At 70.7% G+C, this 24719-nt stretch carries 32 protein-coding genes; 4 read left to right on the forward strand and 28 right to left on the reverse strand.

The features are described from left to right. Positions 1–22: 22 nt before the first annotated feature. Positions 23–1345, reverse strand: a complete 1323-nt coding sequence (locus Y09_RS07105; RefSeq protein WP_053917114.1) for an acetyl-CoA C-acetyltransferase — start codon at positions 1343–1345, stop codon at positions 23–25. An 85-nt stretch (positions 1346–1430) separates the two neighbouring features. Here Y09_RS07105 and Y09_RS07110 point away from each other — a divergent pair, with 85 nt between their 5' ends. The 3 genes from Y09_RS07110 to purL all read left to right on the forward strand — a co-directional run bounded on the left by Y09_RS07110 (position 1431) and on the right by purL (position 6824). Beyond that, a complete protein-coding gene (locus Y09_RS07110; RefSeq protein WP_053917115.1) occupies positions 1431–2051 on the forward strand; it encodes a TetR/AcrR family transcriptional regulator in 621 nt (206 codons plus the stop codon). Next, the gene (locus Y09_RS07115; protein WP_053917116.1) at positions 2048–4222 is read left to right on the forward strand and encodes an acyl-CoA dehydrogenase; all 2175 of its coding nucleotides are present in this window, start codon (positions 2048–2050) and stop codon (positions 4220–4222) included. The genes Y09_RS07110 and Y09_RS07115 overlap by 4 nt, the downstream gene beginning before the upstream one ends. 274 nt (positions 4223–4496) lie before the next feature. Then, complete coding sequence (purL, locus tag Y09_RS07120) at positions 4497–6824, forward strand: phosphoribosylformylglycinamidine synthase subunit PurL (protein WP_053917117.1); 2328 nt, start codon at positions 4497–4499, stop codon at positions 6822–6824. Between the two features lie 105 nt (positions 6825–6929). Here purL and Y09_RS07125 read toward each other — a convergent pair whose 3' ends face one another. The 22 genes from Y09_RS07125 to Y09_RS07230 form a co-directional block, all read right to left on the reverse strand. Continuing rightward, a complete protein-coding gene (locus Y09_RS07125) occupies positions 6930–8087 on the reverse strand; it encodes a polysaccharide pyruvyl transferase family protein (protein WP_053917118.1) in 1158 nt (385 codons plus the stop codon). Position 8088: 1 nt separating this feature from the next. Further along, positions 8089–10161: an S-layer homology domain-containing protein gene (locus tag Y09_RS07130; protein ID WP_148639570.1), complete on the reverse strand. Its 2073-nt coding sequence runs from the start codon at positions 10159–10161 to the stop codon at positions 8089–8091. Between the two features lie 355 nt (positions 10162–10516). Further along, complete coding sequence (gene rplQ / locus Y09_RS07135) at positions 10517–11017, reverse strand: 50S ribosomal protein L17 (RefSeq protein WP_053917120.1); 501 nt, start codon at positions 11015–11017, stop codon at positions 10517–10519. 27 nt (positions 11018–11044) lie between these two features. Further along, entirely contained in the window at positions 11045–12040 is a 996-nt protein-coding gene (locus Y09_RS07140; RefSeq protein WP_053917121.1) for a DNA-directed RNA polymerase subunit alpha, read from the reverse strand. Between the two features lie 167 nt (positions 12041–12207). After that, entirely contained in the window at positions 12208–12612 is a 405-nt protein-coding gene (gene rpsK, locus Y09_RS07145; protein ID WP_010550306.1) for a 30S ribosomal protein S11, read from the reverse strand. Between the two features lie 109 nt (positions 12613–12721). Next, positions 12722–13096 (reverse strand): 30S ribosomal protein S13, encoded by a 375-nt coding sequence (gene rpsM, locus Y09_RS07150; RefSeq protein WP_010550307.1) that lies wholly within the window; start codon positions 13094–13096, stop codon positions 12722–12724. Positions 13097–13315: 219 nt separating this feature from the next. Next, positions 13316–13429, reverse strand: a complete 114-nt coding sequence (rpmJ, locus tag Y09_RS07155; RefSeq protein WP_010532506.1) for a 50S ribosomal protein L36 — start codon at positions 13427–13429, stop codon at positions 13316–13318. A 22-nt stretch (positions 13430–13451) separates the two neighbouring features. Next, entirely contained in the window at positions 13452–13673 is a 222-nt protein-coding gene (gene infA / locus Y09_RS07160; RefSeq protein WP_053917122.1) for a translation initiation factor IF-1, read from the reverse strand. A 357-nt stretch (positions 13674–14030) separates the two neighbouring features. After that, entirely contained in the window at positions 14031–14870 is an 840-nt protein-coding gene (gene map, locus Y09_RS07165; protein WP_053917123.1) for a type I methionyl aminopeptidase, read from the reverse strand. Beyond that, positions 14867–15475 (reverse strand): adenylate kinase, encoded by a 609-nt coding sequence (locus Y09_RS07170; RefSeq protein WP_148639571.1) that lies wholly within the window; start codon positions 15473–15475, stop codon positions 14867–14869. Before Y09_RS07170 ends, map begins: the two co-directional genes overlap by 4 nt. After that, a complete protein-coding gene (secY, locus tag Y09_RS07175) occupies positions 15472–16776 on the reverse strand; it encodes a preprotein translocase subunit SecY (protein WP_053917124.1) in 1305 nt (434 codons plus the stop codon). Before secY ends, Y09_RS07170 begins: the two co-directional genes overlap by 4 nt. Positions 16777–16933: 157 nt before the next feature. Beyond that, entirely contained in the window at positions 16934–17401 is a 468-nt protein-coding gene (gene rplO, locus Y09_RS07180; protein WP_010550312.1) for a 50S ribosomal protein L15, read from the reverse strand. Positions 17402–17406: 5 nt separating this feature from the next. Further along, a complete protein-coding gene (rpmD, locus tag Y09_RS07185; protein ID WP_053917125.1) occupies positions 17407–17589 on the reverse strand; it encodes a 50S ribosomal protein L30 in 183 nt (60 codons plus the stop codon). After that, positions 17586–18275: a 30S ribosomal protein S5 gene (gene rpsE / locus Y09_RS07190; RefSeq protein WP_010550314.1), complete on the reverse strand. Its 690-nt coding sequence runs from the start codon at positions 18273–18275 to the stop codon at positions 17586–17588. Before rpsE ends, rpmD begins: the two co-directional genes overlap by 4 nt. A 37-nt stretch (positions 18276–18312) precedes the next feature. Beyond that, on the reverse strand, positions 18313–18699 hold the full coding sequence (gene rplR / locus Y09_RS07195) for a 50S ribosomal protein L18 (protein ID WP_010550315.1): 387 nt from the start codon (positions 18697–18699) through the stop codon (positions 18313–18315). Positions 18700–18701: 2 nt separating this feature from the next. Then, entirely contained in the window at positions 18702–19244 is a 543-nt protein-coding gene (gene rplF / locus Y09_RS07200) for a 50S ribosomal protein L6 (protein WP_010550316.1), read from the reverse strand. A 22-nt stretch (positions 19245–19266) separates the two neighbouring features. Then, positions 19267–19665 (reverse strand): 30S ribosomal protein S8, encoded by a 399-nt coding sequence (gene rpsH, locus Y09_RS07205; protein WP_010550317.1) that lies wholly within the window; start codon positions 19663–19665, stop codon positions 19267–19269. A gap of 72 nt (positions 19666–19737) precedes the next feature. Next, on the reverse strand, positions 19738–19923 hold the full coding sequence (locus tag Y09_RS07210; protein ID WP_010550318.1) for a type Z 30S ribosomal protein S14: 186 nt from the start codon (positions 19921–19923) through the stop codon (positions 19738–19740). A 1-nt stretch (position 19924) separates the two neighbouring features. Continuing rightward, positions 19925–20497, reverse strand: a complete 573-nt coding sequence (gene rplE / locus Y09_RS07215) for a 50S ribosomal protein L5 (protein WP_053917126.1) — start codon at positions 20495–20497, stop codon at positions 19925–19927. Next, positions 20497–20883, reverse strand: coding sequence for a 50S ribosomal protein L24 (rplX, locus tag Y09_RS07220; RefSeq protein WP_053917127.1), 387 nt, complete (start codon positions 20881–20883; stop codon positions 20497–20499). The genes rplE and rplX overlap by 1 nt, the downstream gene beginning before the upstream one ends. 1 nt (position 20884) lies before the next feature. Continuing rightward, complete coding sequence (rplN, locus tag Y09_RS07225) at positions 20885–21253, reverse strand: 50S ribosomal protein L14 (protein ID WP_010550321.1); 369 nt, start codon at positions 21251–21253, stop codon at positions 20885–20887. A 329-nt stretch (positions 21254–21582) separates the two neighbouring features. Next, positions 21583–21768, reverse strand: coding sequence for a hypothetical protein (locus tag Y09_RS07230; protein WP_159419644.1), 186 nt, complete (start codon positions 21766–21768; stop codon positions 21583–21585). Between the two features lie 217 nt (positions 21769–21985). Between Y09_RS07230 and Y09_RS07235 the strand changes: the two genes are divergently transcribed. Continuing rightward, positions 21986–22402 carry a hypothetical protein gene (locus tag Y09_RS07235; protein WP_053917129.1) on the forward strand — a complete coding sequence of 139 codons (417 nt, stop codon included), beginning with the start codon at positions 21986–21988 and terminating at the stop codon, positions 22400–22402. 90 nt (positions 22403–22492) lie between these two features. Here the strand turns inward: Y09_RS07235 and rpsQ are convergent, their stop codons facing one another. Genes rpsQ through rplV form a run of 5 tightly spaced genes read right to left on the reverse strand, consistent with a single transcriptional unit; the run spans position 22493 to position 24698 of the window. Beyond that, complete coding sequence (gene rpsQ, locus Y09_RS07240) at positions 22493–22819, reverse strand: 30S ribosomal protein S17 (protein WP_082358685.1); 327 nt, start codon at positions 22817–22819, stop codon at positions 22493–22495. Positions 22820–22839: 20 nt separating this feature from the next. Further along, on the reverse strand, positions 22840–23073 hold the full coding sequence (gene rpmC / locus Y09_RS07245; protein ID WP_010550325.1) for a 50S ribosomal protein L29: 234 nt from the start codon (positions 23071–23073) through the stop codon (positions 22840–22842). Then, a complete protein-coding gene (rplP, locus tag Y09_RS07250) occupies positions 23073–23492 on the reverse strand; it encodes a 50S ribosomal protein L16 (RefSeq protein ID WP_053917130.1) in 420 nt (139 codons plus the stop codon). The genes rpmC and rplP overlap by 1 nt, the downstream gene beginning before the upstream one ends. Positions 23493–23497: 5 nt before the next feature. Further along, the gene (rpsC, locus tag Y09_RS07255) at positions 23498–24334 is read right to left on the reverse strand and encodes a 30S ribosomal protein S3 (protein WP_053917131.1); all 837 of its coding nucleotides are present in this window, start codon (positions 24332–24334) and stop codon (positions 23498–23500) included. 10 nt (positions 24335–24344) lie between these two features. Beyond that, positions 24345–24698 (reverse strand): 50S ribosomal protein L22, encoded by a 354-nt coding sequence (gene rplV, locus Y09_RS07260; protein WP_010550328.1) that lies wholly within the window; start codon positions 24696–24698, stop codon positions 24345–24347. Positions 24699–24719 lie beyond the last annotated feature (21 nt).

The following is a 24719-nucleotide window of genomic DNA, read 5'->3' on the forward strand; positions in this document are numbered from 1 at the left end:
ACCTCCGTGAAGGGTCGGGGTGTCAGTCGGTGACGGACTCGAGCAGCATGACCGCGCCCTGGCCGGCGGCGGCGCAGACCGAGATCAGGCCGCGCTGGACCCGGCCGGTCTCCTTCGCGCGCTCGTGCAGGAGCTTGGCGAGCGTCGCGACGAGGCGGCCGCCGGTCGCGGCGAAGGGGTGCCCGGCGGCGAGGGAGGAGCCGGTGATGTTCAGCCGCGAGCGGTCGATCGCGCCGAGCGGCGCGGAGCGGCCCAGGCGTTCGCGGCAGAACTCCTCGGACTCCCAGGCCTTGAGCGTGGTCAGCACGGTGGAGGCGAAGGCCTCGTGGATCTCGTAGAAGTCGAGGTCCTGCAGGGCCAGGCCGTTCGCGTCCAGCAGCTCGGGGACCGCGTAGGCGGGGGCCATGAGCAGGCCCTCGTCGCCGTGGGCGAAGTCGACGGCGGCGCTGCGCGCGTCGACCACCCGGGCGAGCGGGGTGAGGCCGCGCTCGGCGGCCCACTCGGCGCTGCCCAGCAGCACGGAGGAGGCGCCGTCGGAGAGCGGGGTGGAGTTGCCGGCGGTCATCGTCGGCTCCGCGACCTGCGGGGACCTCACGCCGAAGACGGGCTTGAGGGTACCGAGCTTCTCCAGGGTCGAGTCGGGGCGCAGGTTCTGGTCGCGGGCGAGGCCGCGGTAGCCGGTGACGAGGTCGTCGAGGAAGCCGGCGTCGTAGGCGGCGGCGAGGTTCTTGTGGGAGGCGAGCGCGAGCTCGTCCTGGGCCTCGCGGGTGATGCCCCACTGCGCGGTGGTCAGCGCCTGGTGCTCGCCCATGGACAGGCCCGTGCGGGGCTCGCCGTTGCGGGGCGGGACCGGGGCGAGGTCCGCGGGGCGGATCGCGGAGAGCGCCTTGACGCGCTGCATCGCGGTTCTCGCCGCGAAGGCGCGGTGGAGGATGCGGCGCAGGCGCGGGGTGACCTCGATCGGCGAGTCGGAGGCGGAGTCGACGCCGCACGCGATCGCGGAGTCGATCTGGCCCAGGCGGATCCGGTTGGAGACGTGCAGGACGGTCTCGAGGCTGGTCGCGCAGGCCTTGGACATGTCGACGGCGGGGGTGCGGGGGTCCAGCGGCGTGCCCAGCGCGCTCTCGCGGGTGAGGTTGAGGTCGCCGGCGAGCTTCAGCACGGCGCCGCCGGCGACCTCGCCGAGCTTCTCGCCCTGGAGCGAGTAACGGGCGACGAGGCCCTCGAGCGCGGCGGTGAGCAGGTCCTGGTTGGAGATCCCGGCGTAGGGCCCGCCGGAGCGGGCGAACGGGATCCGGTTGCCGCCGAGGATCAGCGCTTCGCGCGGGGAGTCGGTGGGGGTCACTGTGGGGCACCTCTTCGTGGTCACGGGGACGGATCGTCGGGAAGGACTTTACATAGAACCGTCGGTACTTGATACCCTAGGTTCTGTGAATGCGACGACGCAAGCCCCCGTGGACGGGCGCTCGGCCCGCTGGGCCCAGCACCGAGAGCAGCGACGTGCTGAGCTGCTGGACGTGGCCCGGCACCTGATCCACGAGCGCGGCCCCGACGTGACGATGGAGGACATCGCCGCGGCCTCGGGCACCTCGAAGTCCATCGTCTACCGGTACTTCGAGGACAAGTCCCACCTCCAGCGTGACCTGGGCCGCAGCATCCTCCAGGCGATGCACGACAAGCTGCTCGCGGAGATGCGCGTGCTCGAGGAGCGGATGGGCCGCGAGCCCGCGCCCGAGGAGCGCATCCACGCGATGATCCGCGCCTACGTCGGGACCGCGCAGCGCTCCCCCGGCGTGTACCGCTTCGTCACCCGCCCCAGCGACGGGCTGAACCACTTCCTCGACTCCGTGACCCGCATCATCACGACCTTCCTCCCCGCCGGGACCCCCTCGCCGCAGATCTGGGCGACCGGCGCGGTGGGCTTCGTCGAACGGGCCGTGGACACCTGGATGAACGATCTCGAGGCCCCCGACGGCGCCTCGACCACCCTCACCTCCGATCAGCTCGTGACCCGCCTGGTCACCTGGCTCATGAAGGGACTGCACGCATGACCGCCGAGACCTCCACCACCGCATCCGCCCCCGCGCCCACCGCCGCGAGAGGCACCGACGCCGCCGCGAGCCCCACGCCGACCGGCCCGATCCCGGTCCCCGCCGACGGCAGCCCCCGCCTCGACGTCGAGATGGTCTCCGAGGCGCTGCTGGGCAGCTGGGCCGACGCTCGGCGCGACGCCCGCGAGCGGGCGGCCCGCCCCGAGATGCACCGCCCGATGGACGCGAGCGTCGCCGAGCACCGGGAGCGGGTCTTCGGCCAGCTCCGGACCCTCGCCGAGGAGGAGGTCTCGCTGCCGATGCTCCCCGAGCACCTCGGCGGCCCGAACGACAACGGCGCCAACGTCGCCGCCTTCGAGGAGCTGGTCGTCGCCGACCCGTCCCTCCAGATCAAGGCCGGCGTGCAGTGGGGGCTGTTCACCTCCGCGATCGTGCAGCTGGGCGACGAGGAGCAGCAGAAGGCCTGGGTGCCGGGCGCCATGACCCTCGAGACCCCCGGCGCTTTCGCGATGACCGAGATCGGGCACGGCTCCGACGTGCAGTCCCTCGCGACCACGGCGACCTTCGACCCCGAGGGCGGCGAGGACGGCGAGTGGGTCATCAACACCCCCTTCCGCGCCGCGTGGAAGGACTACCTCGGCAACGCCGCGATCCACGCGAGGGCCGCCACGGTCTTCGCGCGCCTGATCACGAACGGCGTCGACCACGGCGTGCACTGCTTCTACGTGCCGGTGCGCGATGCGCAGGGGAACCTCCTGCCCGGCGTGCAGAGCGAGGACGACGGCGAGAAGGGCGGCCTGAACGGCATCGACAACGGTCGCCTCGCCTTCGACCACGTGCGCGTCCCGCGCCGCAACCTGCTGAACCGCTACGGGGACGTCGCCGCCGACGGCACCTACTCCTCCCCCATCGACTCCCCCGGGCGGCGCTTCTTCACGATGATCGGCACGCTCGTGCAGGGCCGCGTCTCGCTCGACGGCTCCGCGATCCGCGCCTCGCAGCTCGCGCTGCACATCGCGATCACCTACGCCACCCAGCGCCGCCAGTTCACCGCCGCCGACCCGACGCGCGAGACCGTGCTGATGGACTACCAGGCGCATCTGCACCGCCTGCTGCCGAAGCTCGCCGCGACCTACGCGGGCGCCTTCGCGCACGAGCAGCTGCTGCAGGCTTTCGACGATGTGTTCTCCGGCCGCGGCGACACCCCCGAGGGCCGCGAGGACCTCGAGACCTTGGCCGCGACGCTCAAGCCGACCTCAACCTGGCTCGCCCTGGACACCATCCAGGAGTGCCGCGAGGCCTGCGGCGGCTCCGGCTTCATGGCCGAGAACCAGCTCGTCGGGCTCCACCAGGACCTCGACGTGTACGCGACCTTCGAGGGCGACAACACGATCCTGCTGCAGCTGGTCGCCAAGCGGCTGCTGTCGGACTACACCTCCGAGCTGAAGAACGTGGACCGCGCCGGCATCGGCCGGTTCATCGCCCAGCGCGCCGAGGTGCTCGCGAAGCGGCACACCCCCTGGGCCCGCCTCGGCCAGAGCGTGAGCGACCGCGGCAACGCGCGGCGCGCCTTCGACTCGATGCGCAGCGCCGAGTTCCAGGAGGAGATGCTCGCCGACCGCGCCAGGGTCAAGGTCGAGGAGGTCGCCCTCGCCCTGCGCAGCACCGCGAGAATGAGCCCGGCCGACGCCGCCGCCGAGGTCAACAAGCACCAGGTCGAGATGCTCGACGCGGCCCGCGCCCATGCGGACCTCGTGCGCTGGCGCGCCTTCACCGCCGGGATCGAGGCGATGGAGGATGAGGGCACCCGCGCCGTGCTCACCGACGTGCGGGACCTGTTCGGCCTCACCGCGATCAACGACGACCTCGCCTGGTTCCTGCTCTCGGGCATGATCTCCACCCAGCGCGGCCGTCAGATCGAGGGGGACCTGCGCCGGCTGCTGTGGCGCCTGCGCCCGCACGTGCTCGACCTCGTCGCGGCCTTCGACATCCGCCCCGGCCACGTGCGCGCGCCGATCGCGCTCGGCGGGGAGCAGGAGCGCCAGGACGAGGCCGCCGCGTACTTCCGCGCGCAGCGGGCGAGCCAGGACGCGCCCGTGAGCGAGAAGGCGCTGCGCGATGCGGAGAAGCGGGCGCGCCGCACGCAGGGGAAGAAGGGCTCCTCGCGCTGACGCCCCGAGGGCTGACGGCCAGAGCGCTGACGGTCTGAGCACCGAGCGCCTGAGCAGCACGGACCGGGAGAGCGGCCGACGGGACGAGGTCCCCGTCGGCCGCTCTCCTTGTGCGCGCCGCCCCGCCGGATGCCGTTCCGGTCTCACTCCCGGTCTCAGCGCTCGCCCCGAGCGCCCCCGTCGGCCGCGTCGCTCGTAGACTGGGGGAACCCTGCGCCGGGCCGCGAGGCCCGCCGCTCCCCCAGCCCTCGTGACGAACGGACCCGACCCCGCGATGACCGCTGAGACCACTCCCACCTCCCCCCACGGCCACGCCGCGGAGTCCGACACCGTCGAGAACGCCTCCGCGACGCCGGACCAGGTGCAGCCCTATGCGGAGCTCGGGCTGAAGGACGACGAGTACGCGAGCATCCGCGAGATCCTGGGTCGCCGCCCCACCAACGCCGAGCTCGCCATGTACTCGGTCATGTGGTCCGAGCACTGCTCCTACAAGTCCTCGAAGAAGCACCTGCGCACCTTCGGGAAGCACACCACCGACGCGATGCGCGAGAAGCTGCTGGTGGGCATGGGCGAGGACGCCGGCGTCGTCGACATCGGCGACGGCTGGGCCGTGACCTTCAAGGTCGAGTCCCACAACCACCCCTCCTACGTCGAGCCGTACCAGGGCGCCGCGACCGGCGTGGGCGGCATCGTGCGCGACATCATCTCGATGGGCGCCCGGCCCGTCGCGGTCATGGACCAGCTGCGCTTCGGCGCGATCGACCACCCCGACACCGCCCGCGTGGTCCACGGCGTGGTCGCCGGCGTGGGCGGCTACGGCAACTCGCTCGGCCTGCCGAACATCGGCGGCGAGACCGTCTTCGACGCCTCCTACCAGACCAACCCGCTGGTCAACGCGCTCGCGGTGGGCATGATGCGCCACGAGGACATCCGCTCCGGCGCCGCGACCGGCGCGGGCAACAAGGTGGTCCTCTTCGGCGCCCGCACCGGCGGGGACGGCATCGGCGGCGCCTCCATCCTCGCCTCGGAGACCTTCGAGGAGGACGGGCCGCTGAAGCGCCCGAGCGTCCAGGTGGGCGACCCCTTCATGGAGAAGGTCCTCATCGAGTGCTGCCTCGAGCTGTACGCGGCCGGCACCGTCGCGGCCATCCAGGACCTCGGCGCCGCGGGCATCTCCTGCGCGACCTCCGAGCTCGCCGCCAACGGCGGCTCCGGCATGCACATCCACCTCGAGGAGGTGCTGCTGCGCGACCCGACCCTCACCGCCGGGGAGATCCTCATGAGCGAGTCGCAGGAGCGCATGATGGCGGTGGTCCCGCCGGAGAAGCTCGAGGAGTTCCAGGCGATCGCCGCGAGGTGGGACGTCGAGGTCGCCGTGATCGGCGAGGTCACCGGCGACGGCCGCCTCACCATCGACCACCACGGCGAGCGGATCGTGGACGTGGACCCGGCGACCGTCGCGATCGACTCCCCCGTCTACGACCGGCCCTACGCCCGCCCCGACTGGCAGGACGCCCTCCAGGCCGACCGCGCCGAGGCCCTCCCCCGCCCCGAGGGCGCGGAGGAGATCCTCGCGCAGATCCGCACGCTGATCGCCTCCCCGAACCTCGCCTCCACGGGCTGGGTCACCGACCAGTACGACCGCTACGTCGGCGGGAACACGGCGCTGGCCATGCCCGATGACGCCGGCGTGCTGCGCATCGACGAGGAGACCGGACGCGGCATCGCGCTCGCGACCGACGCGAACGGCCGCTACACCAAGCTCGACCCCCGCACCGGCGCGCAGCTGGCGCTGGCCGAGGCGTACCGCAACGTCGCGACCGCCGGGGCGACGCCGCTGGCGATCACGGACTGCCTGAACTTCGGCTCGCCCGAGGACCCGGGCCCCATGTGGCAGCTGGTCGAGGCGATCGGCGGGCTCGCCGAGGCGTGCGAGGCGCTCGAGGTGCCCGTCACCGGCGGCAACGTCTCGCTGTACAACTCCACCGGCGAGCCGGGCCTGATCGACTCCGCGATCCATCCGACGCCCGTCGTCGGCGTGCTCGGCGTGTTCGAGGACGTCGCGCGCCGCGTCCCCTCCGGCTGGCAGGGCGAGGGCCGGCGCGTGCTGCTGCTGGGCACGACCCGCGAGGAGCTCTCGGGCTCGGCCTGGTCCGACGTGGTCCACCAGCACCTCGGCGGCCTGCCCCCGCAGGTCGACCTCGAGGCCGAGCGCGCGCTCGCCCGCGTGCTCGTCGCCTCCTCCGAGCAGGGGCTCGCCGCCTCCGCGCACGACCTCTCCGAGGGCGGTCTCGTCCAGGCGCTCGTCGAGTCGACGACCCGCTTCGGCACGGGCGCCCGCGTGGACCTCGCCGGGCTCCTCGAGCGGGACGGCGTGGACCTCCCCACCGCCCTGTTCTCCGAGTCGCAGGCCCGCGCCCTGGTCGCGGTCCCGGCCGAGGCCGAGGAGCGCTTCCTCGCCCTCGCCGCCGAGCACGGCGTGCCGGTGCTCGCGCTCGGCGCGACCGGCGGCACCGACCTCGAGATCGAGGGCGTGGGCACCTTCGCGCTCGGCGAGCTGCGGGAACTGCGCGAGGGCACGCTGCCGCGCCACTTCGTCTGAGGTCCGGACACGACAGGAGCGCCCCGGGACCCTCGACGGGTCCCGGGGCGCTCCTGTGCTCGCACGTCCGCTCCGGCGATCGGCGATGCCGCCGGCTTCGACGGCTCAGGCGGTACCGTACAGCAGTTCGGCCTCGCGGCGCTTGCGCGTGATCGCGTCCTCGAAGGAGCCGGGGCGCTCGAGATCGGCGAGGGTCGGGACCTCTCCCGTGCCGTCCGAGACCCGCCAGCCGCTGCCGAGCTCCACGAGGGAGCCGTGCTTCACGTCGTAGTAGCCGCTGCGGGCGCTGAGCGCCATCCCTCGCGCCCCGTGCAGCGAGGCCACGAGGTGGTGGTGGAAGCGCGTGGTGATCCACACCTGGCGCGCCGCCGGTGCGAGCTGGCCGCGCCAGAAGCTCGTGAAGGGGACGAAGCCGTCCTCCGCCACGAGATCCTTCAGGCGCTCGAAGCCGGCGTGGTCCCCGCCGGGCAGCGCCTCGACGTAGCGGGTGCGCTCGCGCGGGATGCCGAGGGAGGCGACGGTCTCGCGCACATGGACGACGAGCTGCTCGAAGGAGCCCTCGTCCAGCGCGTCGGACTGCACGCAGAGCACGAGCTCCGGCTCCTGGTCGTCGACCCGCTCGGGTGCCTGCTCGACGAGATACGCGTCGTCGACGCCGCTGGAGATGCCGAGCTTCTCGGCGCTGGCGGCGTCCCGCACGCCGACATGGTCGAAGCCCGCCAGCTGCTCCTCGCCGAAGGGGGCGAGCCCCTGACCGGTCGCGAGCAGCGGGGCGCCGCTGATCTCCGCCGCCGCCCGCATCGCCCGCACCAGGTGCGCGTTCTCGGGCCAGACGGCGTTGACGAAGCCGCCGCCGAGCAGGTGCAGCGAGCGGGCCTCGCGCAGCGCGAGCAGCGGCGCGTCGTAGAGCGGGGTGCCGAGGTGGGCGACGATGTCCTCGACCGGGCGGCGCGAGCCCCGCAGCGAGTCCTCCACCGCCCGGAAGACGGCATCGGTCACGCGCAGGCGCGGGTGGAGGCCCCCGAACAGCGCGCTGGCCGTGCCGGGGAAGCGGCAGTCCAGCCACACCTCCTCGTCCGGCCGGTGGATCGCGAGGTGCTCGATCCAGCGCCGTGCGATCAGCTCGTCGCCGAAGTTCGGATAGCCCGCCATCGAGACGAGGTAGAACGGCGCCTCGACAGGGCCGGAGAAGCTCGGACGCAGCGTCGCGGACTCCGCCGGCGAGAAGGACGACCCCGAGGAGCGTCGACGGAAGAGCCGCACCTCAGGCCCTTCCGGTGTGCTTCAGCCACCGCATCATGAACGTGGCCATCTGATCGCGCTTGATGAAGGCGTTCGGGCGGAAGGTGCCGTCGTCCCAGCCGCGGGCGATGCCCGCCTTCGACAGCCAGGTGATCTCCTTGGCGAAGACGTGCGAGGCGGGGACGTCGGAGAAGCCGCTGTTGGTGCTCGTGTGGTTCACCCCGGCGGCGCGGTAGAGGAAGGCCGCGACGGCGTCGCGCTTGACCTCCTCGTACGGGCGGAACGTGCGGTTCGACCCGGTGCCCCAGCCGCGAGAGATCCCCTCGTCGTACGCCCAGCAGATCTCCTTGTAGAAGGGCTTGGAGGGGCTCACGTCCGTGAACGGGGAGGTCTTCGGCGCAGTGTAGGCGGGGCTGCCCTTCGCACGGTAGATGAAGGCGATCATCGCATCGCGCAGGTTGTCCTCGTTCGGCCGGAACTCCGCGTTCGTCGGGGTTCCCCAGCCCTTGGTGATCCCGCGCGCCGCGAGGTCGGTGATCTCGAGGAAGAACACCCGCGACGGGGAGACGTCGCGGAAGTACGGGGTCACGAAGCGGACCCTCCCGCCCTCGTTCGCGGCCACGCCGTTCTGGAAGGCCTGGATGCGGCGGTCGCCGTCCTGGGAGTCGGCCTTCGCCGGACGTCCCCACGAGGCGGCCCACTGCTTCGCGAAGGGGGTCGCGTGGCCGGAGGCATTGCCGCCGCTCTCCTGCAGGATCAGCCCCTTGGTGAGCACGGTCGCGGTGTACTTGCCCGTCTGGTGCGCGGACTTCACCACGTAGCCGAGCTTCGAGGAGCCGCCGACGCCCTGGAAGGCCCAGAGGTGCTCCTTCCAGCCGCCGTCGATCGCGCGCTGCGCCTCGGTGCGCAGGCTCCCGAACTGGTTGTACAGCGCGTTGCCGGGGCAGTCGGTGTAGTTCACGTCCCGGTGGCCGAACATCTTCGGCAGCGCGATCGTCTTCCCCGCGGGGAAGCGGGTGCCGGAGCCCGGGGTCCAGGAGGAGGTGGAGGCGACCTTGATCTGGAAGGTGCTCAGCAGCTTCCAGCCCACCAGGCGTGCGACGGCCGCGCGGGCGGCGGACGGCGCGGCGGTGCTCTGGTAGTTGCCCATCACGGAGATGCCGAAGGAGCCGGTGTTGAAGCCGTAGGCGTGGGCGCCGGTGATGTTGCGATGCAGGCCGCCGCTGCGGCCCTCGAAGATCTGCCCGTACTTGGACACCAGCACGTTGTAGCCGATGTCGGCCCAGCCCAGGGTCTGCGTGTGGTAGGTCAGGATTCCTCGCACCAGCTCCGCGGACTGCGAGGAGGAGTAGCTGTTGGTGCCGGCGGTGTGGTGGATGACCACGGCCTTGAGCTGGTCGGAGCCGCTCGTGCCGCGCACGAGGCCCTCGTTCGCGCCCCAGCCGGCGCGGGAGGTGTAGGAGGGCGCGCCCGGCCCGAGGACCGGGGTGGCGGGGTTCGCCATCGTCGTCGCGGCGGCGGTCGCGGCCATGTCCTGCTGGGCGGCGGTCGACATCGGCTGCGGGGCGCCTGCCCTCTGGGCGACGACCGCGTCCTCGGCGGTCGGCGAGGTGGTGATGACGTGGGCGGTGAGCTGCTCGGTGACGTCGGCCCCGTCGAGCTCGGCCCGCACCTGGAGCGCGCCGACCACACCCACCCAGGCGCACTCGGTGCCGGGGGCGTCCTCGCCCGTCTCCGGGTCCTCGGCGGTCTCGAGCGGCTCCCAGGGCGTCCACTGCCCGTCCTGGTCCTTGCCGCGGACCTGCACCTCGGGCGCATCGGACTCGCTCGGCCAGGTCACGCCCACCATCGTGCCGGGCTGCTCGGGCAGGTCGCGCACCTGGACGCCGTCGGCCTCGACCAGCGGGGCGTCGGCCAGCGGCACGTCGACCACGCGGGTCTCGCCGTCGGTGACGGTCGGGTCGGCCAGAGCGGGAGCTGCGCCGAGCGCGACGGCGCCGGCGGGCACCGCGGCGGCGGTCGCCGCCATCAGCGTGCGGCGGCTGAGGGAGAGGGGGCGGGCGTCGGACTCGGGGGGAAGGGTCCGGTGGGACATCACGAAGGCTCCAGAGGAGAGGGGACGGGGGATCCCGAGGCGCGTCGCCGAGGCGTGGAGCGGTCGACGGGTGCGCAGCCGGGCACCGACCACCGTAGTCCACGGCCACGAACGCATCACGACGAGCCGGTCACGATCGCACAAAGAACGAGTGTTCATCGTCCCGTCCTCGGCGGCCTTGCGAGGGGTCGCCGGCAGTCGGATCCGACGGCCCCCGCTCGGAGCATCCGGGGCCCTGTCGGCCCCGGATGCATGACGAGGGCGGGCCGTCGGGATCTCCCCCGTCGGCCCGCCCTCGGCGGTGTGCGCGCTGGCGCGAGCGGCGTTGCGAGCCGCGAGGATCAGGCGGCCCGGATCAGGCCTCCTTCGTCTCCTCGGACTCCTCGGTCGACTCCGCGGCGGCGGGGGCCTCGGTCTCGGCGACCGGGGTCTCCTCGGCCTTGGACGCGTTCTTCGCGGCGCCCTCGGCCTCCTTCACCACGGACTGCTTCGCGGAGTACTCCTCCGTGACCAGCTCGATGACGGCCATCGGGGCGTTGTCGCCCTTGCGGGGGCCGATCTTGGTGATGCGGGTGTAGCCGCCGGGACGCTCGAAGAAGGTCGGTGCGATCTCCTCGAAGAGCTGGTAGACGACGCCCTTGTCACGGACGGTCTGCATCACGCGGCGACGGGAGGCGAGATCGCCCTTCTTCGCCTGGGTGATCAGACGCTCCGCATGGGGGCGCAGGCGCTTGGCCTTGGTCTCGGTGGTGGTGATCCGGCCGTGGCGGAACAGCTCGGTGGCGAGGCCCGCGATGATCATCCGCTCGTGCGCGGGGGATCCGCCGAGGCGCGCGCCCTTGGTGGGTGCAGGCATGGTCGTTCTCCTTGGTGGAAGTGAAGGTCAGTACTGGTCGCCGAAGTCGTCGGAGTAGGAGTCCAGGGCGGCGGGGTCGAACCCGGCCGGGGAGTCCTTCAGCGACAGCCCGAGATCGGCGAGCTTCGCCTTGACCTCGTCGATGGACTTCTGTCCGAAGTTGCGGATGTCGAGCAGGTCCGCCTCGGAGCGGGCGGTCAGCTCGCCGACGGTGTGGACGCCCTCGCGCATCAGGCAGTTGTACGAGCGGACCGTGAGGTTCAGGTCGTTGATCGGCAGGGCCAGATCAGCGGCCAGCGCCTGGTCGGTGGGCGAGGGGCCGATCTCGATGCCCTCCGCCTCCTGGTTCAGCTCGTGGGCCAGGCCGAACAGCTCGACCAGGGTCTTGCCCGCCGAGGCCACCGCGTCGCGGGGGCTGATGGCCGGCTTGGTCTCGACGTCGACGATCAGCTTGTCGAAGTCGGTGCGCTGCTCGACACGGGTCGCCTCGACCTTGTAGGTCACCTTCAGCACGGGCGAGTAGATCGAGTCGACCGGGACCCGGCCGATCTCGCCGTCGACGCCCTTGTTCTGCGCGGCGGAGACGTAGCCGCGGCCGCGCTCGACGATCAGCTCGACCTCCAGGCGGCCCTTCTCGTTGAGGGTCGCGATGTGCAGGTCGGGGTTGTGGATCTCCACGCCGGCCGGCGGGGTGATGTCGGCGGCGGTGACGCGGCCGGCCTCCTCGCGGCGCAGGTACATCACGACCGGCTCGTCGTTCTCCGAGGAGACGACGAGGTTCTTGATGTTGAGGATGACCTCGGTGATGTCCTCCTTGACGCCGGGGACGGTGCTGAACTCGTGCAGCACGCCGTCGATGCGGATCGAGGTGACCGCGGCGCCGGGGATGGAGGACAGCAGGGTGCGGCGCAGGGAGTTGCCGAGGGTGTAGCCGAAGCCCGGCTCGAGCGGCTCGATGACGAACCGGGAGCGGTTGTCCGACACGACCTCTTCGGTCAGCGTGGGGCGCTGTGCAATGAGCACTGTGGATCCTTTCGGCGAGCGTCCGCCATATGACGCTCAGAAGGGGGCGGTGGGCCTGGAAGACGGGGGGTGACCCGCGAGGGGTCCGGGGACGCCGGGCGCGGGAGACCCCGCCCGACACGGTCGACCGTGACGAGCGGGGCGTCCCGTCGTCACGGCCGACGGGATCAGACGCGGCGGCGCTTGGCCGGACGGGTGCCGTTGTGCGGCTGCGGGGTGACGTCCTGGATCGAGCCCACCTCGAGGCCGGTCGCGGTGAGCGAGCGGATCGCGGTCTCGCGGCCCGAGCCCGGGCCCTTCACGAAGACGTCGACCTTCTTCAGGCCGTGCTCCTGCGCCTGGCGCGCGGCGGCCTCGGCGGCCATCTGCGCGGCGTACGGGGTGGACTTGCGCGAGCCCTTGAAGCCCACCTGGCCGGCGGAGGCCCAGGAGATGACGGCGCCGGTCGGGTCCGTGATGGACACGATGGTGTTGTTGAACGTGCTCTTGATGTGAGCCTGGCCGTTGACGATGTTCTTCTTGTCCTTGCGGCGCGGCTTGCGCGCAGCGGCCTGACGGGTCTTGGTTGCCATGCGGCAGAACTCCTCTGGTGGTGTGGGGGTGCGCCGGTTCCCTCAGCGGCGCGAAGTGACTGCGGGCTCCGGGGACGGAGCCGGGCGGCCGATCAGCGGATGCCGCGGATCAGCGAGCCTTCTTCTTGCCGGCGACCGTGCGCTTCGGACCCTTGCGGGTGCGGGCGTTGGTCTTCGTGCGCTGACCGTGGACGGGCAGGCCGCGGCGGTGGCGCAGCCCCTGGTAGCTGCCGATCTCGACCTTGCGGCGGATGTCGGCGGCCACCTCGCGGCGGAGGTCGCCCTCGACCATGTAGTTCGCCTCGATGTGATCGCGGAGCTGGACGAGCTCCTCGTCGCTCACCTCACGGACCCGCTTGTCGCCGGAGACGCCGGTCGCGGCGAGGGTCTCCTGGGCGCGCGTGCGTCCCATGCCGAAGATGTACGTCAGGGCGACCTCGAGGCGCTTCTCGCGCGGAAGGTCCACTCCCACCAGACGTGCCATGTGCAGATTCTCCTACTGTCTCGGAGGCCTGAGCCGACACCTCGCCGGGACTGTCTCCCCGACGCCGCAGCCTCCGTCCTGCGGGTGACCGGCCGATGCCGGTGGTGTCGTCTCTTCATTTGTGTGGTGCCCGCGATGCGGGCGGGTGCCCCGCGCTGCGGGGCGTGCCGCCTGGCGGCGGCTGTCACGGCAGGGGCCGGGACGGGCGGATCGCTCCGCTCAGCCCTGGCGCTGCTTGTGACGGGGGTTCGAGCAGATGACCATGACGCGCGAGTGGCGACGGATCACCTTGCAGTTGTCACAGATCGGCTTGACGCTCGGCTTGACCTTCATAGCTTTCCTTCTCCCGGGACGATCACTTGTAGCGGTAGACGATGCGGCCCCGGTCGAGGTCATAGGGGCTCAGCTCGACGACCACACGGTCCTCGGGAAGGATGCGGATGTAGTGCTGGCGCATCTTTCCGGAGATGTGCGCGAGCACCATGTGCCCGTTGTCGAGCTCGACGCGGAAGCGCGCGTTCGCGAGCGCCTCCGTGACCCTGCCCTCGACCTCGATCACTCCGTCCTTCTTCGCCATGCCTCCCCAATCTCCCGCCTCCGGCGAAGCCGGGGCCGAGTTCCGCGTACTTGGTTCCTGGTTTCCCAGGCCCTGCACACCGACCGTCGGGTGACGGTACGGTGATCGACGAGGGTGGCGCCGAGGCAGCGCGTCGGCCTCGCCCTGCGGCCTCGAGGACCTGCCGGACGGACGGCACGACGGGACTGCACGAGCACACGTTCGCACGCGCGATCGGAGCACACCCGATGGACCAGCCTACACGCGAGGTCCGGATTCGGCGAGGGCCGACGCGATGATGCCCATCACGTCCGCCCCGCTCCCCCGCCCCGCCCGTCGACGGGGCGGCCCCGCGCCGGGCGGACGGAGCCTGCCGGCTCAGGCCGCGAGCGGATCGGGCGCGGCGACGACCCCGCGCCGGGCGAGCTCGGCAGCTCCCCCGTCGCCGGCGGTCAGCACCAGCAGCCCCTGCTCGGTCACGGCGACGGAGTGCTCGGCGTGGGCGGCGCGGCCGCCGCAGGTGGCGCGGACGGTCCACTCGTCGTCCTCGAGCTCCCAGTTCCCCTGGCCCTGGATCAGCATCGGCTCGATCGCGACGCACAGGCCCGGGCGCACCTTCGGCCCGCGCGGGCGGACCCGGTAGTTCATGACGTCGGGCGCCTGGTGCATCGCGGTGCCGATGCCGTGGCCGCCGAAGCCCTCGAGGTGGGAGAGTGACTCCCCCGCCGCCTGCTCGACGTAGTCCTCGATCGCGGCCCCGACGTCGCCGACGCGCTCGGCGGTGGCGAGCGCCGCGATCCCGGCCCAGAGGGCCTCCTCGGTGATCCGCACCAGGTCCTCGTCGCCGACCGAGCGGGGCCGGCCCACGATGTGGGTGCGGGCCGCGTCCGAGTGCCAGCCGTCCACGATCAGGCCCCCGTCGATCGAGACCACGTCCCCCTCCTCGAGAGGGCGGGCGTCGGGGATGCCGTGGACCACGACGTCGTTGACGCTGATGCAGAGCGTGGCCGGATAGCCCTGGTAGCCCAGGAAGTTCGGCGTCGCCCCCGCGTCGCGGATCATCGCGTGGGCGAGGGAGTCGAGCTCGTCCGTGGTGATGCCGGGACGGATCTCGGACTCGAGCATGTCGTGGACGCGGTGCAGCAGGTGGCCGCTGCGCCGCATCACCGCGATCTGCTCGGGCGTCTTCCACTCCACCCGCTCGGGCAGGAGGCTCATCGGGCGCCGAGGGCCTCGCGCAGCGCGGCGGTGACCTCGTCGATCGAGGCCATGCCGTCCACGCGGCGCACCAGGCCGCGCTGATCGTAGACGTCGATCAGCGGGGCGGTCTGCTCGGCGTAGACCTCGAGGCGGCGACGGATCGTCTCCTCGGTGTCGTCGCTGCGGCCCTGCTCGGCGCCCCGTGCCACCAGGCGCTGCACGACCTCCTCCTGCTCGACCACGAGCAGCAGCACGAGGTCCAGCGGGGTGCCGAGCTCGGCGAGCATGCCGTCGAGCGCCTCGACCTGGTCGAGGGTGCGGGGGTAGCCGTCCAGCAGGAAGCCGTCCTGGGCGTCGGCCTCGGCCAGGCGCGAGCGGACCATGTCGTTGGTGACGGAGTCCGGGACGTACTCGCCCTTGTCCATGTAGGACTTCGCGAGGACGCCGAGCTCGGTCTGCCCCGAGACGTTGGCGCGGAAGATGTCGCCGGTGGAGATCGCGGGGATCGAGAGCTCCTCCGCGACCCGCACGGCCTGGGTGCCCTTGCCCGCTCCGGGCGGGCCGACGATCAGCAGGCGGCGGGCGGGGGCGGTCGAGCCGTTCGAGGCGGTGGGGGTGGTCACCGGAGAATCCCTTCGTAGTGGTGCTGCTGGAGCTTCGCGTCGATCTGCTTGACGGTGTCCAGTCCCACGCCGATCACGATCAGGAGGGAGACGCCGCCCAGCGGGAAGTCCTGCGAGGTGCCGAGGTAGAACAGCGCGACCAGCGGGATCAGGCAGATCACCGCGAGATAGACGGCGCCGCCGCTCTGGATGCGGTTGATGACGTAGCTCAGGTAGCGCTCGGTGGGCTTGCCCGCGCGCACGTTGGGGACGAAGCCGCCGTACTTCTTCATGTTGTCGGCGATCTCCTCCGCGTTGAAGGTGATCGAGACGTAGAAGAAGGCGAAGAAGACGATCAGGGCCACGTAGACCACGGCGTAGATCCACGAGAAGGAGGCGCCGAGGACGAGGTGCGTGTTGATCCACTGCACCCATCCGGCGGACGGGTCGCCGAAGGAGGCGGCCATCTGCGGCAGCGCGAGGATCGAGGAGGCGAAGATGACGGGGATGACGCCGGCCTGGTTGACCTTGATCGGGATGTAGGTCGAGGTGCCGCCGTACATGCGTCGGCCCACCATGCGCTTGGCGTACTGCACGGGGATGCGGCGCTGGGACTGCTCGACGAACACCATGCCGACCATGATCAGCAGGCCCACGAGAATCACCAGGGAGAAGGTGATCCAGCCCTTGAGCTGCCAGACCTGGCCGAAGGAGGCGGGGAAGCTCGCCGCGATCGAGGAGAAGATCATCAGCGACATGCCGTTGCCGACGCCGCGCTCGGTGATCATCTCGCCCATGAACATGATCAGGACCGTGCCGACGGTCATGGTCATCACCATGAGCAGCAGGGTCGGGATCGACTGGTCGGGCACGAGCTCGAGGGTGCAGCCGACGAAGAAGTTGCCCGAGCGCACCAGCGTGATGATCGTGGTGGCCTGGAGGACGCCCAGACCGATCGTGAGATAGCGGGTGTACTGGGTGAGCTTGGCGGTGCCGGAGGCGCCCTCCTTGTGGAGGGCCTCGAACCGCGGGATCACCACGCGCAGGAGCTGCACGATGATCGAGGCGGTGATGTACGGCATCACGCCGAGGGAGAAGATGGACAGCTGCAGCAGCGCGCCGCCGGAGAACATGTTGACCATGCCCAGCACGTTGGCGCCCTGACCCGAGGCGGCCTGGTCCGCGCACATCATGACGTTGGTGGCGTCGAATCCCGGGGTGGGGATGAAGACGCCGAGTCGGTAGACGGCGATCAGACCGAGCGTGAAGAGGATCTTCGCCCTCAGCTCGGGAGTGCGCAGCGCGCGCACGAACGAGTTCACCTGATTCCCTCCTGGAGGTCCTGGGACGGGGCCGAGGCGGTGGTCGGCCGTCCTGCGGCCGCGCCCGGTGGGCGCGGGCGTTCGGACCGGCCCTGGAATGACGACAGGGCACCGCGGCTCAGACTAAGTCTGTGCCGCGGTGCCCGTCAAAAAGATGTCACGCGGTGGTGACGGACCCGCCGGCCGCCGCGATCTTCTGCTCCGCCGAGGCGGAGAACTTCTGAGCGGTGATGTCGAGCTTGACGCTCACCTCGCCCTGGCCCAGCACCTTCACGGGCTGGTTCTTGCGGACAGCGCCCTTGGCGACGAGGTCCTCGACCGTGACGGTGCCGCCCTCGGGGAACAGCTCCTGCAGGGTCGACAGGTTCACGACCTGGTACTCGACGCGGAAGGGGTTGGTGAAGCCGCGAAGCTTCGGCAGCCGCATGTGCAGGGGCATCTGCCCGCCCTCGAAGCCGACGGGCACCTGGTAGCGGGCCTTGGTGCCCTTGGTGCCTCGACCGGCCGTCTTGCCCTTCGAAGCCTCACCACGGCCGACGCGGGTGCGCGCGGTCTTGGAACCGGGCGCGGGGCGCAGGTCGTGGAGCTTCAAAGGGGTTGCTGCGTTCTGGTCCTCGATGCTCATGAGATTCACTCCACCTCTTCGAACGTCACCAGGTGGGTGACGGTGCGGATCATGCCGCGGATCTCGGGGCGGTCTTCCTTCACCACCGTGTCACCGATGCGCTTGAGGCCGAGGCCGCGCAGGGTGGCTCGCTGGCTCTGGGTGCCGCCGATCTCGGAACGGGTCTGGGTGACCTTGATCTGCATCACGCACCCACCTTCTCGGCGCGGGCCGCGGCGCGGCCCTCGGCCTGGGCCCGCAGGAGCGCCGCCGGGGCGACGTCCTCGACCGCGAGACCGCGACGCGCGGCCACGGCCTCCGGCTCCTCGAGCTGCTTGAGGGCGTCGACGGTGGCCCGCACGATGTTGATCGCATTGGTCGAGCCGAGCGACTTGGAGAGCACGTCGTGCACTCCGGCGCACTCGAGCACGGCGCGGACCGGACCGCCGGCGATCACGCCGGTGCCGGGGGCGGCCGGGCGCAGCAGGACGACGCCCGCCGCATCCTCGCCCTGGACCGGGTGCACGACGGTGCCCTGGACGCGCGGGACGCGGAAGAAGTTCTTCTTCGCCTCCTCGACGCCCTTGGAGATCGCCGCCGGCACCTCCTTGGCCTTGCCGTAGCCGACGCCGACGGTGCCGTCGCCGTCACCGACCACCACGAGGGCGGTGAAGGCGAAGCGACGGCCGCCCTTGACGACCTTGGAGACGCGGTTGATGCTCACGACGCGCTCGAGGAACGCCGACTTCTCGGCGTCCTGACCGCGACCGCGACCACCCTGACGACCGCCGCGGTCGCCGCCCTGGCGGCCGCCCCGATCGTTGTTGCTGTTGCTGGTGTTGTCGTCCCGTCGGCCGGAGGCCGCGGGACCGTTGCTACGCTGCTGTGCAGCCATATTCAGATCCTCTTCTCGTCCTGTGTCCGGGCGGCGGTCACAGCGCCAGGCCGGCCTCGCGGGCGCCGTCGGCGACGGCGGCCACGCGGCCGTGGTACTTGTTGCCACCGCGGTCGAAGACGACCGCGTCGATGCCGGCGGCCTTGGCGCGCTCGGCGACCAGGGCGCCGACGGTGCGGGCCTTGTCCGACTTCGTCGCCTCGGCGCCGCGGAGGTCCGCCTCCATGGTGGAGGCCGACGCGATGGTCTTGCCGAGGGAGTCGTCGACGACCTGCACGAAGACGTGACGCGACGAACGGGTGACCACCAGGCGCGGACGCTGGGCGGTGCCGATGACGCGACGACGGACGCGGAGGTGGCGACGACCGCGCGAGCGCAGCTTGCTGCCGCGGTTGCCCTTGGTGTGCTTGAGTGCGTAACCCATGGTCACTTACCAGCCTTTCCGGCCTTGCGGAGCACGACCTCGTCGGCGTACCGCACACCCTTGCCCTTGTAGGGCTCCGGCGGACGGATCCCGCGGATCTTCGCGGCCACGTGCCCGACCTGCTGCTTCGAGATGCCGCTGACCGAGAACTTGGTCGGCGACTCGACGGCGAAGGTGATGCCCTCGGGCGCCTTCACCACGACGGGGTGGGAGAAGCCGAGGGCGAACTCGAGGTCCGTACCCTTCGCGACGACGCGGTAGCCCGTGCCGACGATCTCCAGCTTCTTCGTGAAGCCCTCGGTGACGCCGAGGACGATGTTGTTGATGAGCGTGCGGGTCAGACCGTGCAGCGCACGGTTCTCCTGCTCGTCATCGGGACGCGAGACGACGATGTTGCCCTCGTCGTCGCGCGCGACGGTCAGGGGCGCGGGCACCTCGTGGGTGAACTCGCCCTTGGGGCCGGTCACCGTGACGGTGCGGTCCTCGATGGTGACGTTCTGGACAGAGGCCGGCACTGCGACCGGCAGGCGTCCGATGCGGGACATAGCTAGTGGTCTCCTCTCCCGCTCACCAGATGTAGGCGAGGACTTCCCCACCCACACCCTTCTTGGCAGCCTGCTTGTCGGTCAGGAGGCCGGAGGACGTGGACAGGATCGCCACGCCCAGTCCGCCGAGGACCTTGGGCAGGTTGGTGGACTTCGCGTACACGCGCAGGCCCGGCTTCGAGATGCGGCGGATCCCGGAGATGGCGCGCTCGCGGCTGTCGGAGTACTTGAGCTCGAGGACGAGCGACTTGCCCACCTCGGCCTCCTCCTCACGCCAGCCGAGGATGTAGCCCTCTGCCTTCAGGATGTCCGCGATGCGGGCCTTGAGCTTCGAATACGGCATGGACGCGGTCTCGTGGTACGCCCCGGAGGCGTTCCGGATCCGCGTGAGCATGTCCGCGATCGGGTCGGTCATGGTCATGTCTGTTGCTTCTTCCTCACCTGGTTTCCCCTACGCCCCGTGACGGGGCCGTGGGACCTGTGGCGGTAGTCCTTACCAGCTGCTCTTGGTGACGCCGGGGAGCTCGCCGCGGTGAGCCATCTCGCGCAGGCACACGCGGCAGAGGCCGAACTTGCGGTAGACCGAGTGGGGCCGACCGCAGCGCTGGCACCGGGTGTAGGCGCGCACCGCGAACTTCGGCTTGCGCTCCGACTTCTTGATCAGGGCTGTCTTCGCCATATCAGTTCTCCTCCTTGAAGGGGAAGCCGAGCAGCTTGAGCAGCGCGCGCCCCTCGTCGTCGGTCTTCGCGGTGGTGACGACCGTGATGTCCATGCCGCGGACGCGGTCGATCTTGTCCTGGTCGATCTCGTGGAACATGACCTGCTCCGTGAGACCGAAGGTGTAGTTGCCGTTGCCGTCGAAGTGCTTCGGCGAGAGGCCGCGGAAGTCGCGGATTCGCGGGAGCGCGGTCGAGAGCAGACGGTCCAGGAACTCCCACATGCGAGCGTTGCGCAGCGTGACGTGCGCACCGATCGGCATGCCCTCACGCAGCTTGAACTGCGCGATGGACTTGCGAGCCTTGGTGACCTGGGGCTTCTGGCCGGTGATGGCGGCGAGGTCCTTGATGGCGCCGTCGATGACCTTCGAGTCGCGTGCGGCGTCGCCGACGCCCATGTTCACGACGATCTTGGTCAGGCCGGGCACCAGCATGACGTTCTCGTAGCCGAACTGCTCGGTCAGCTGCGACTTGATGGTGTCGTTGTACTTCGTCTTCAGACGCGGGGTGGGCGCCTGGGTGGCGGTCTCGCTCATCAGATGTCCTTCCCGGAGCGCTTGGCGAAGCGGACGCGCACCTGCTTGGTGCGGCCGTTCTCGAGCTCGACGGTCTCGACGCGGTAGCCGATCTTGGTCGGCTTGTTGTCCTCCGGGTCGACCAGGGCCACGTTGGAGACGTGGATGGGGGCCTCGCGCTGCTCGATGCCGCCCGCGCCGCCGGCCTGGTTCGGCTTGACGTGGTGGGTGCGGCGGTTGATGCCCTCGACCAGCACGCGCTGGGTATCGGGGAACACCTTCAGGACGCGACCCTGCTTGCCCTTGTCGCCGGCCTCGAGGCCACGTGCGGCGGCCTTGTCGGCGTCGCTCGTGCGACCCGTGATGACCTGGACGAGATCGCCCTTCTTGATCTTCATCTTTGCCATGTCACAGCACCTCCGGTGCCAGCGAGACGATCTTCATGAAGCGCTTGTCGCGCAGCTCGCGGCCGACGGGGCCGAAGATGCGGGTACCGCGCGGCTCGCCGTCGGTCTTGAGGATGACCGCCGCGTTCTCGTCGAAGCGGATGTAGGAGCCGTCGATGCGACGGACCTCCTTGGACGTGCGGACGACGACCGCCTTGACGACGTCGCCCTTCTTGACGTTGCCACCGGGGATGGCGTCCTTGACGGTCGCCACGATGGTGTCGCCGATGCTGGCGTAACGGCGACCGGAGCCACCGAGAACACGGATGCAGAGAATCTCCTTGGCACCCGTGTTGTCGGCGACCTTCAGTCGCGACTCCTGCTGAATCACTCGTTCTCCTATCGTCTCACCGGTTCTCTTCCGACCCGCGGGAGCGGGCCGGCCGAGCCTGGCGGAACGGAATGTGGACCATGCGCGACACCGCCTTGGGCGCCGCAGCGCCCGGGACGTCGCCGCCGACGGGCCCCGGGCACCAAAAAACCCTCTGCCGGACTCAGGCACTGGCGTGGTGAACGCGGGGCGTTCGCCTCTCGTGCGAGGTCTCCGGCGAGGACGGATCGGGTGTCCCGGATCCTGTCGCGGAATCAGGCACCACCACCACGGGGGCGGGGCGCAGTCCTCCGGCAACCGTTCAAGACTACGCCCCGCCCCCGGAACTGTCACCCCTGCGGGGCGGGCTCCCTCGTGTGTGCTTGCTCTCCTGCGTCCGGGGAGTCGCCCTCCTCCGCGGCCTCGAGCGGCTCGGCGAGCTCCTCCTGCCTCAGCATGGCCGGGTCGGAGATCTCCGACCGTCGGGCTTCCGCTGGCGGGAGCTGCTCGAACGGGATCGGCTCGACGTCGGACACGAGCGCACCGTCCTCGTCCGCGGGCACGACGATCTTTCACGCGCGCGCGCAGCGGCGCGGCTCGCGCCACGTCGAACCTTCACCCGGCTCGTCCTCAGCAGTCCCACCCGTCATCGTCGCTGCCGCGCACTCGCGGTCGTCCTCACACCGTTCGGTGATCCGGTCCCCGGACGTGGAGCATGGCCCCGGCACCCGGCAGGGGCGTAGTTTTCTCCCCATGATCGACATCGATGTGGCAAGGCGGCTCCGGGACGCGGGGCTGCCCTGGGAGCCGACCGACGGGGACCTCTTCGCGATCGACAACGCGCTGCTGCGCGAGGAGGCGTTCATGCTCTCCTCGATGGTGGTGGAGGTGGGCCGAGGGCGCACCGGCACCCGCGTCCTGCGCTTCAACGGCACCACCGAGTGGGCGCTGGACTCCGTGGAGCAGGACGAGGCGGTGTGGCTGCCGCGGGAGGACCAGCTGCGCGAGGCGCTCGGCGCCGCCTTCTCCGCGCTGCGGCGGAGGGAGGACGGCGGGTTCGTCGTGGAGCTGCGCGACGGGGACGGGGAGCTGCGCGAGGTCGCCGCACCGAGGGCCGAGGACGCTCTCGCCGGCGCGCTGCTGGTGCACCTCGTCGGCGCTCCGGGCTGACCTCCGGGGAGCGCAGGAGGGCCGGCCCTCCCCGTGGGGAGGACCGGCCCTTCTCAGTGCTGCCGGACGGTCACGCGGACCGCCGGCGGATCACTTGGCGCGCTCGAGGATCTCGAGCAGCCGCCACCGCTTGGACGCGGAGAGCGGACGGGTCTCCATGACGAGGACGCGGTCGCCGATGCCGGCGGTGTTCTCCTCGTCGTGGGCCTTGAACTTGCTCGTCTTGGTCGTGACCTTGCCGTAGCGGGCGTGCTTCACACGCTCCTCGACCTCGACCACGATCGTCTTGTCCATCTTGTCGGAGACCACGTAGCCGCGCAGGGTCTTGCGGTAGGGACGCTCGGCGGACGACGCCTGCGCACCCTCCTTCGCGAGATCCTCGACGGCCGGGGTCTCGGCCTGGTTGTTCTCAGTCATCTCAGTTCCTCGCTCCAGGGTCACTCGGCGGCGCCGGGCGCCTGACGGATGCCCAGCTCTCGCTCGCGCAGGATCGTGTAGATCCGTGCGATGTCCTTCTTGACGGACCGCAGACGGCCGGAGCTCTCGAGCTGACCGGTGGCGTTCTGGAAACGGAGCTTGAACAGCTCGTCCTTCGCCTTCGCCAGTTCCTCGGCCAGCTTGGAGTCGTCCAGCTTGTCGAGTTCATCGGCGGTGAGCTTGGTCGCTGCCATCAGATGTCACCACTCTCTCGGCTCAGGATGCGGCACTTCATGGGGAGCTTGTGCATCGCCAGGCGCAGAGCCTCGCGAGCCACCTCCTCCTCGACGCCGGCGACCTCGAACATGACGCGTCCCGGCTTGATGTTGGCGATCCACCACTCGACCGAACCCTTGCCGGAGCCCATGCGGACCTCGGCAGGCTTCTTGGTGAGCGGACGATCGGGGTAGATGTTGATGAACACCTTGCCGCCACGCTTCATGTAGCGGGTCATGGCGATACGAGCCGCCTCGATCTGACGGTTGGTGACGTACGCCGGCGCGAGCGCCTGGATGCCGTAGTCGCCGAACGCCAGCTCGGTGCCGCCCTTGGCCATGCCGCTGCGGGTCGGGTGGTGCTGCTTGCGGTGCTTGGTCCTGCGAGGGATCAGCATGTCGCTCAGGCCTCCGTTCCGGGCTGCTGCGCGGGAGCCGCGGCCTGCTCGGCGGGAGCAGCGGTCTGCGGGGCAGACTCGTTGTTCTCACGACGGGCAGCGGCGTTGCGCTCGTTGCGACGGCCGCGCGGGCGCTCGGCACGCGGGCCGCGTCCGCCGGAGCGGGGACCCTGCGAGGCGGCCTGCTGGGCCGCGAGCTCCTTGGCGGTGACGTCGCCCTTGTAGATCCAGACCTTCACGCCGATGCGGCCGAAGGCGGTGCGGGCCTCGTAGAAGCCGTAGTCGATGTTCGCGCGGAGGGTGTGCAGCGGCACGCGCCCCTCGCGGTAGAACTCGTTGCGGCTCATCTCGGCGCCGCCGAGGCGGCCGGAGACGGCCACTCGGATGCCCTTCGCGCCGGCGCGCTGCGCGGACTGCATGCCCTTGCGCATCGCACGACGGAAGGAGACGCGGGCGGCGAGCTGCTCGGCGATGCCCTGGGCGACCAGCTGCGCATCGGCCTCGGGGTTCTTGACCTCGAGGATGTTCAGCTGGATCTGCTTACCGGTGAGCTTCTCCAGCTCACCGCGCAGACGCTCGGCCTCCGCGCCGCGACGCCCGATGACGATGCCCGGGCGGGCGGTGTGGAGATCGACGCGGACACGATCGCGGGTGCGCTCGATCTCGACCTTGGAGATGCCGGCGCGCTCGAGCCCCTCGGACATGAGCTTGCGGATCGCGACGTCTTCCTTCACGTAGTCGCGGTACCGCTGCCCCTCCTTCGAGGAGTCGGCGAACCACCGGCTGCTGTGCTCCGTGGTGATCCCGAGGCGGAACCCGTTCGGATTGACCTTCTGGCCCATTCGGGACTCCTTACTTGTTCACGGGAGCGACCACCACGGTGACGTGGCTGGTGCGCTTCTTGATCTGGAAGGCACGACCCTGAGCACGCGGCTGGAACCGCTTCATGGTCGGACCCTCGTCGACGAATGCGGCGGACACGACGAGCTCGCGCTCGTCGAAGCGCTCCCCCGCCTGGTCTGCCTTCACCCGCGCGTTGGCGATCGCGGACTCCACGAGCTTGAGGACGGGCTCGCTGGCCGCCTGCGGTGCGAACCGCAGGGTGTCCAGGGCCTCGGCCGTGCTCTTGCCACGAATCAGGTCCACAACGCGGCGAGCCTTCATGGGCGACATGCGGAGGTACCGCACCTGCGCCTTGGCTTCCATTGCTTCCTGCTTTCTCTCGAG

This window comes from Brachybacterium sp. SW0106-09 (assembly GCF_001293905.1).
Lineage (GTDB): Bacteria > Actinomycetota > Actinomycetes > Actinomycetales > Dermabacteraceae > Brachybacterium > Brachybacterium conglomeratum.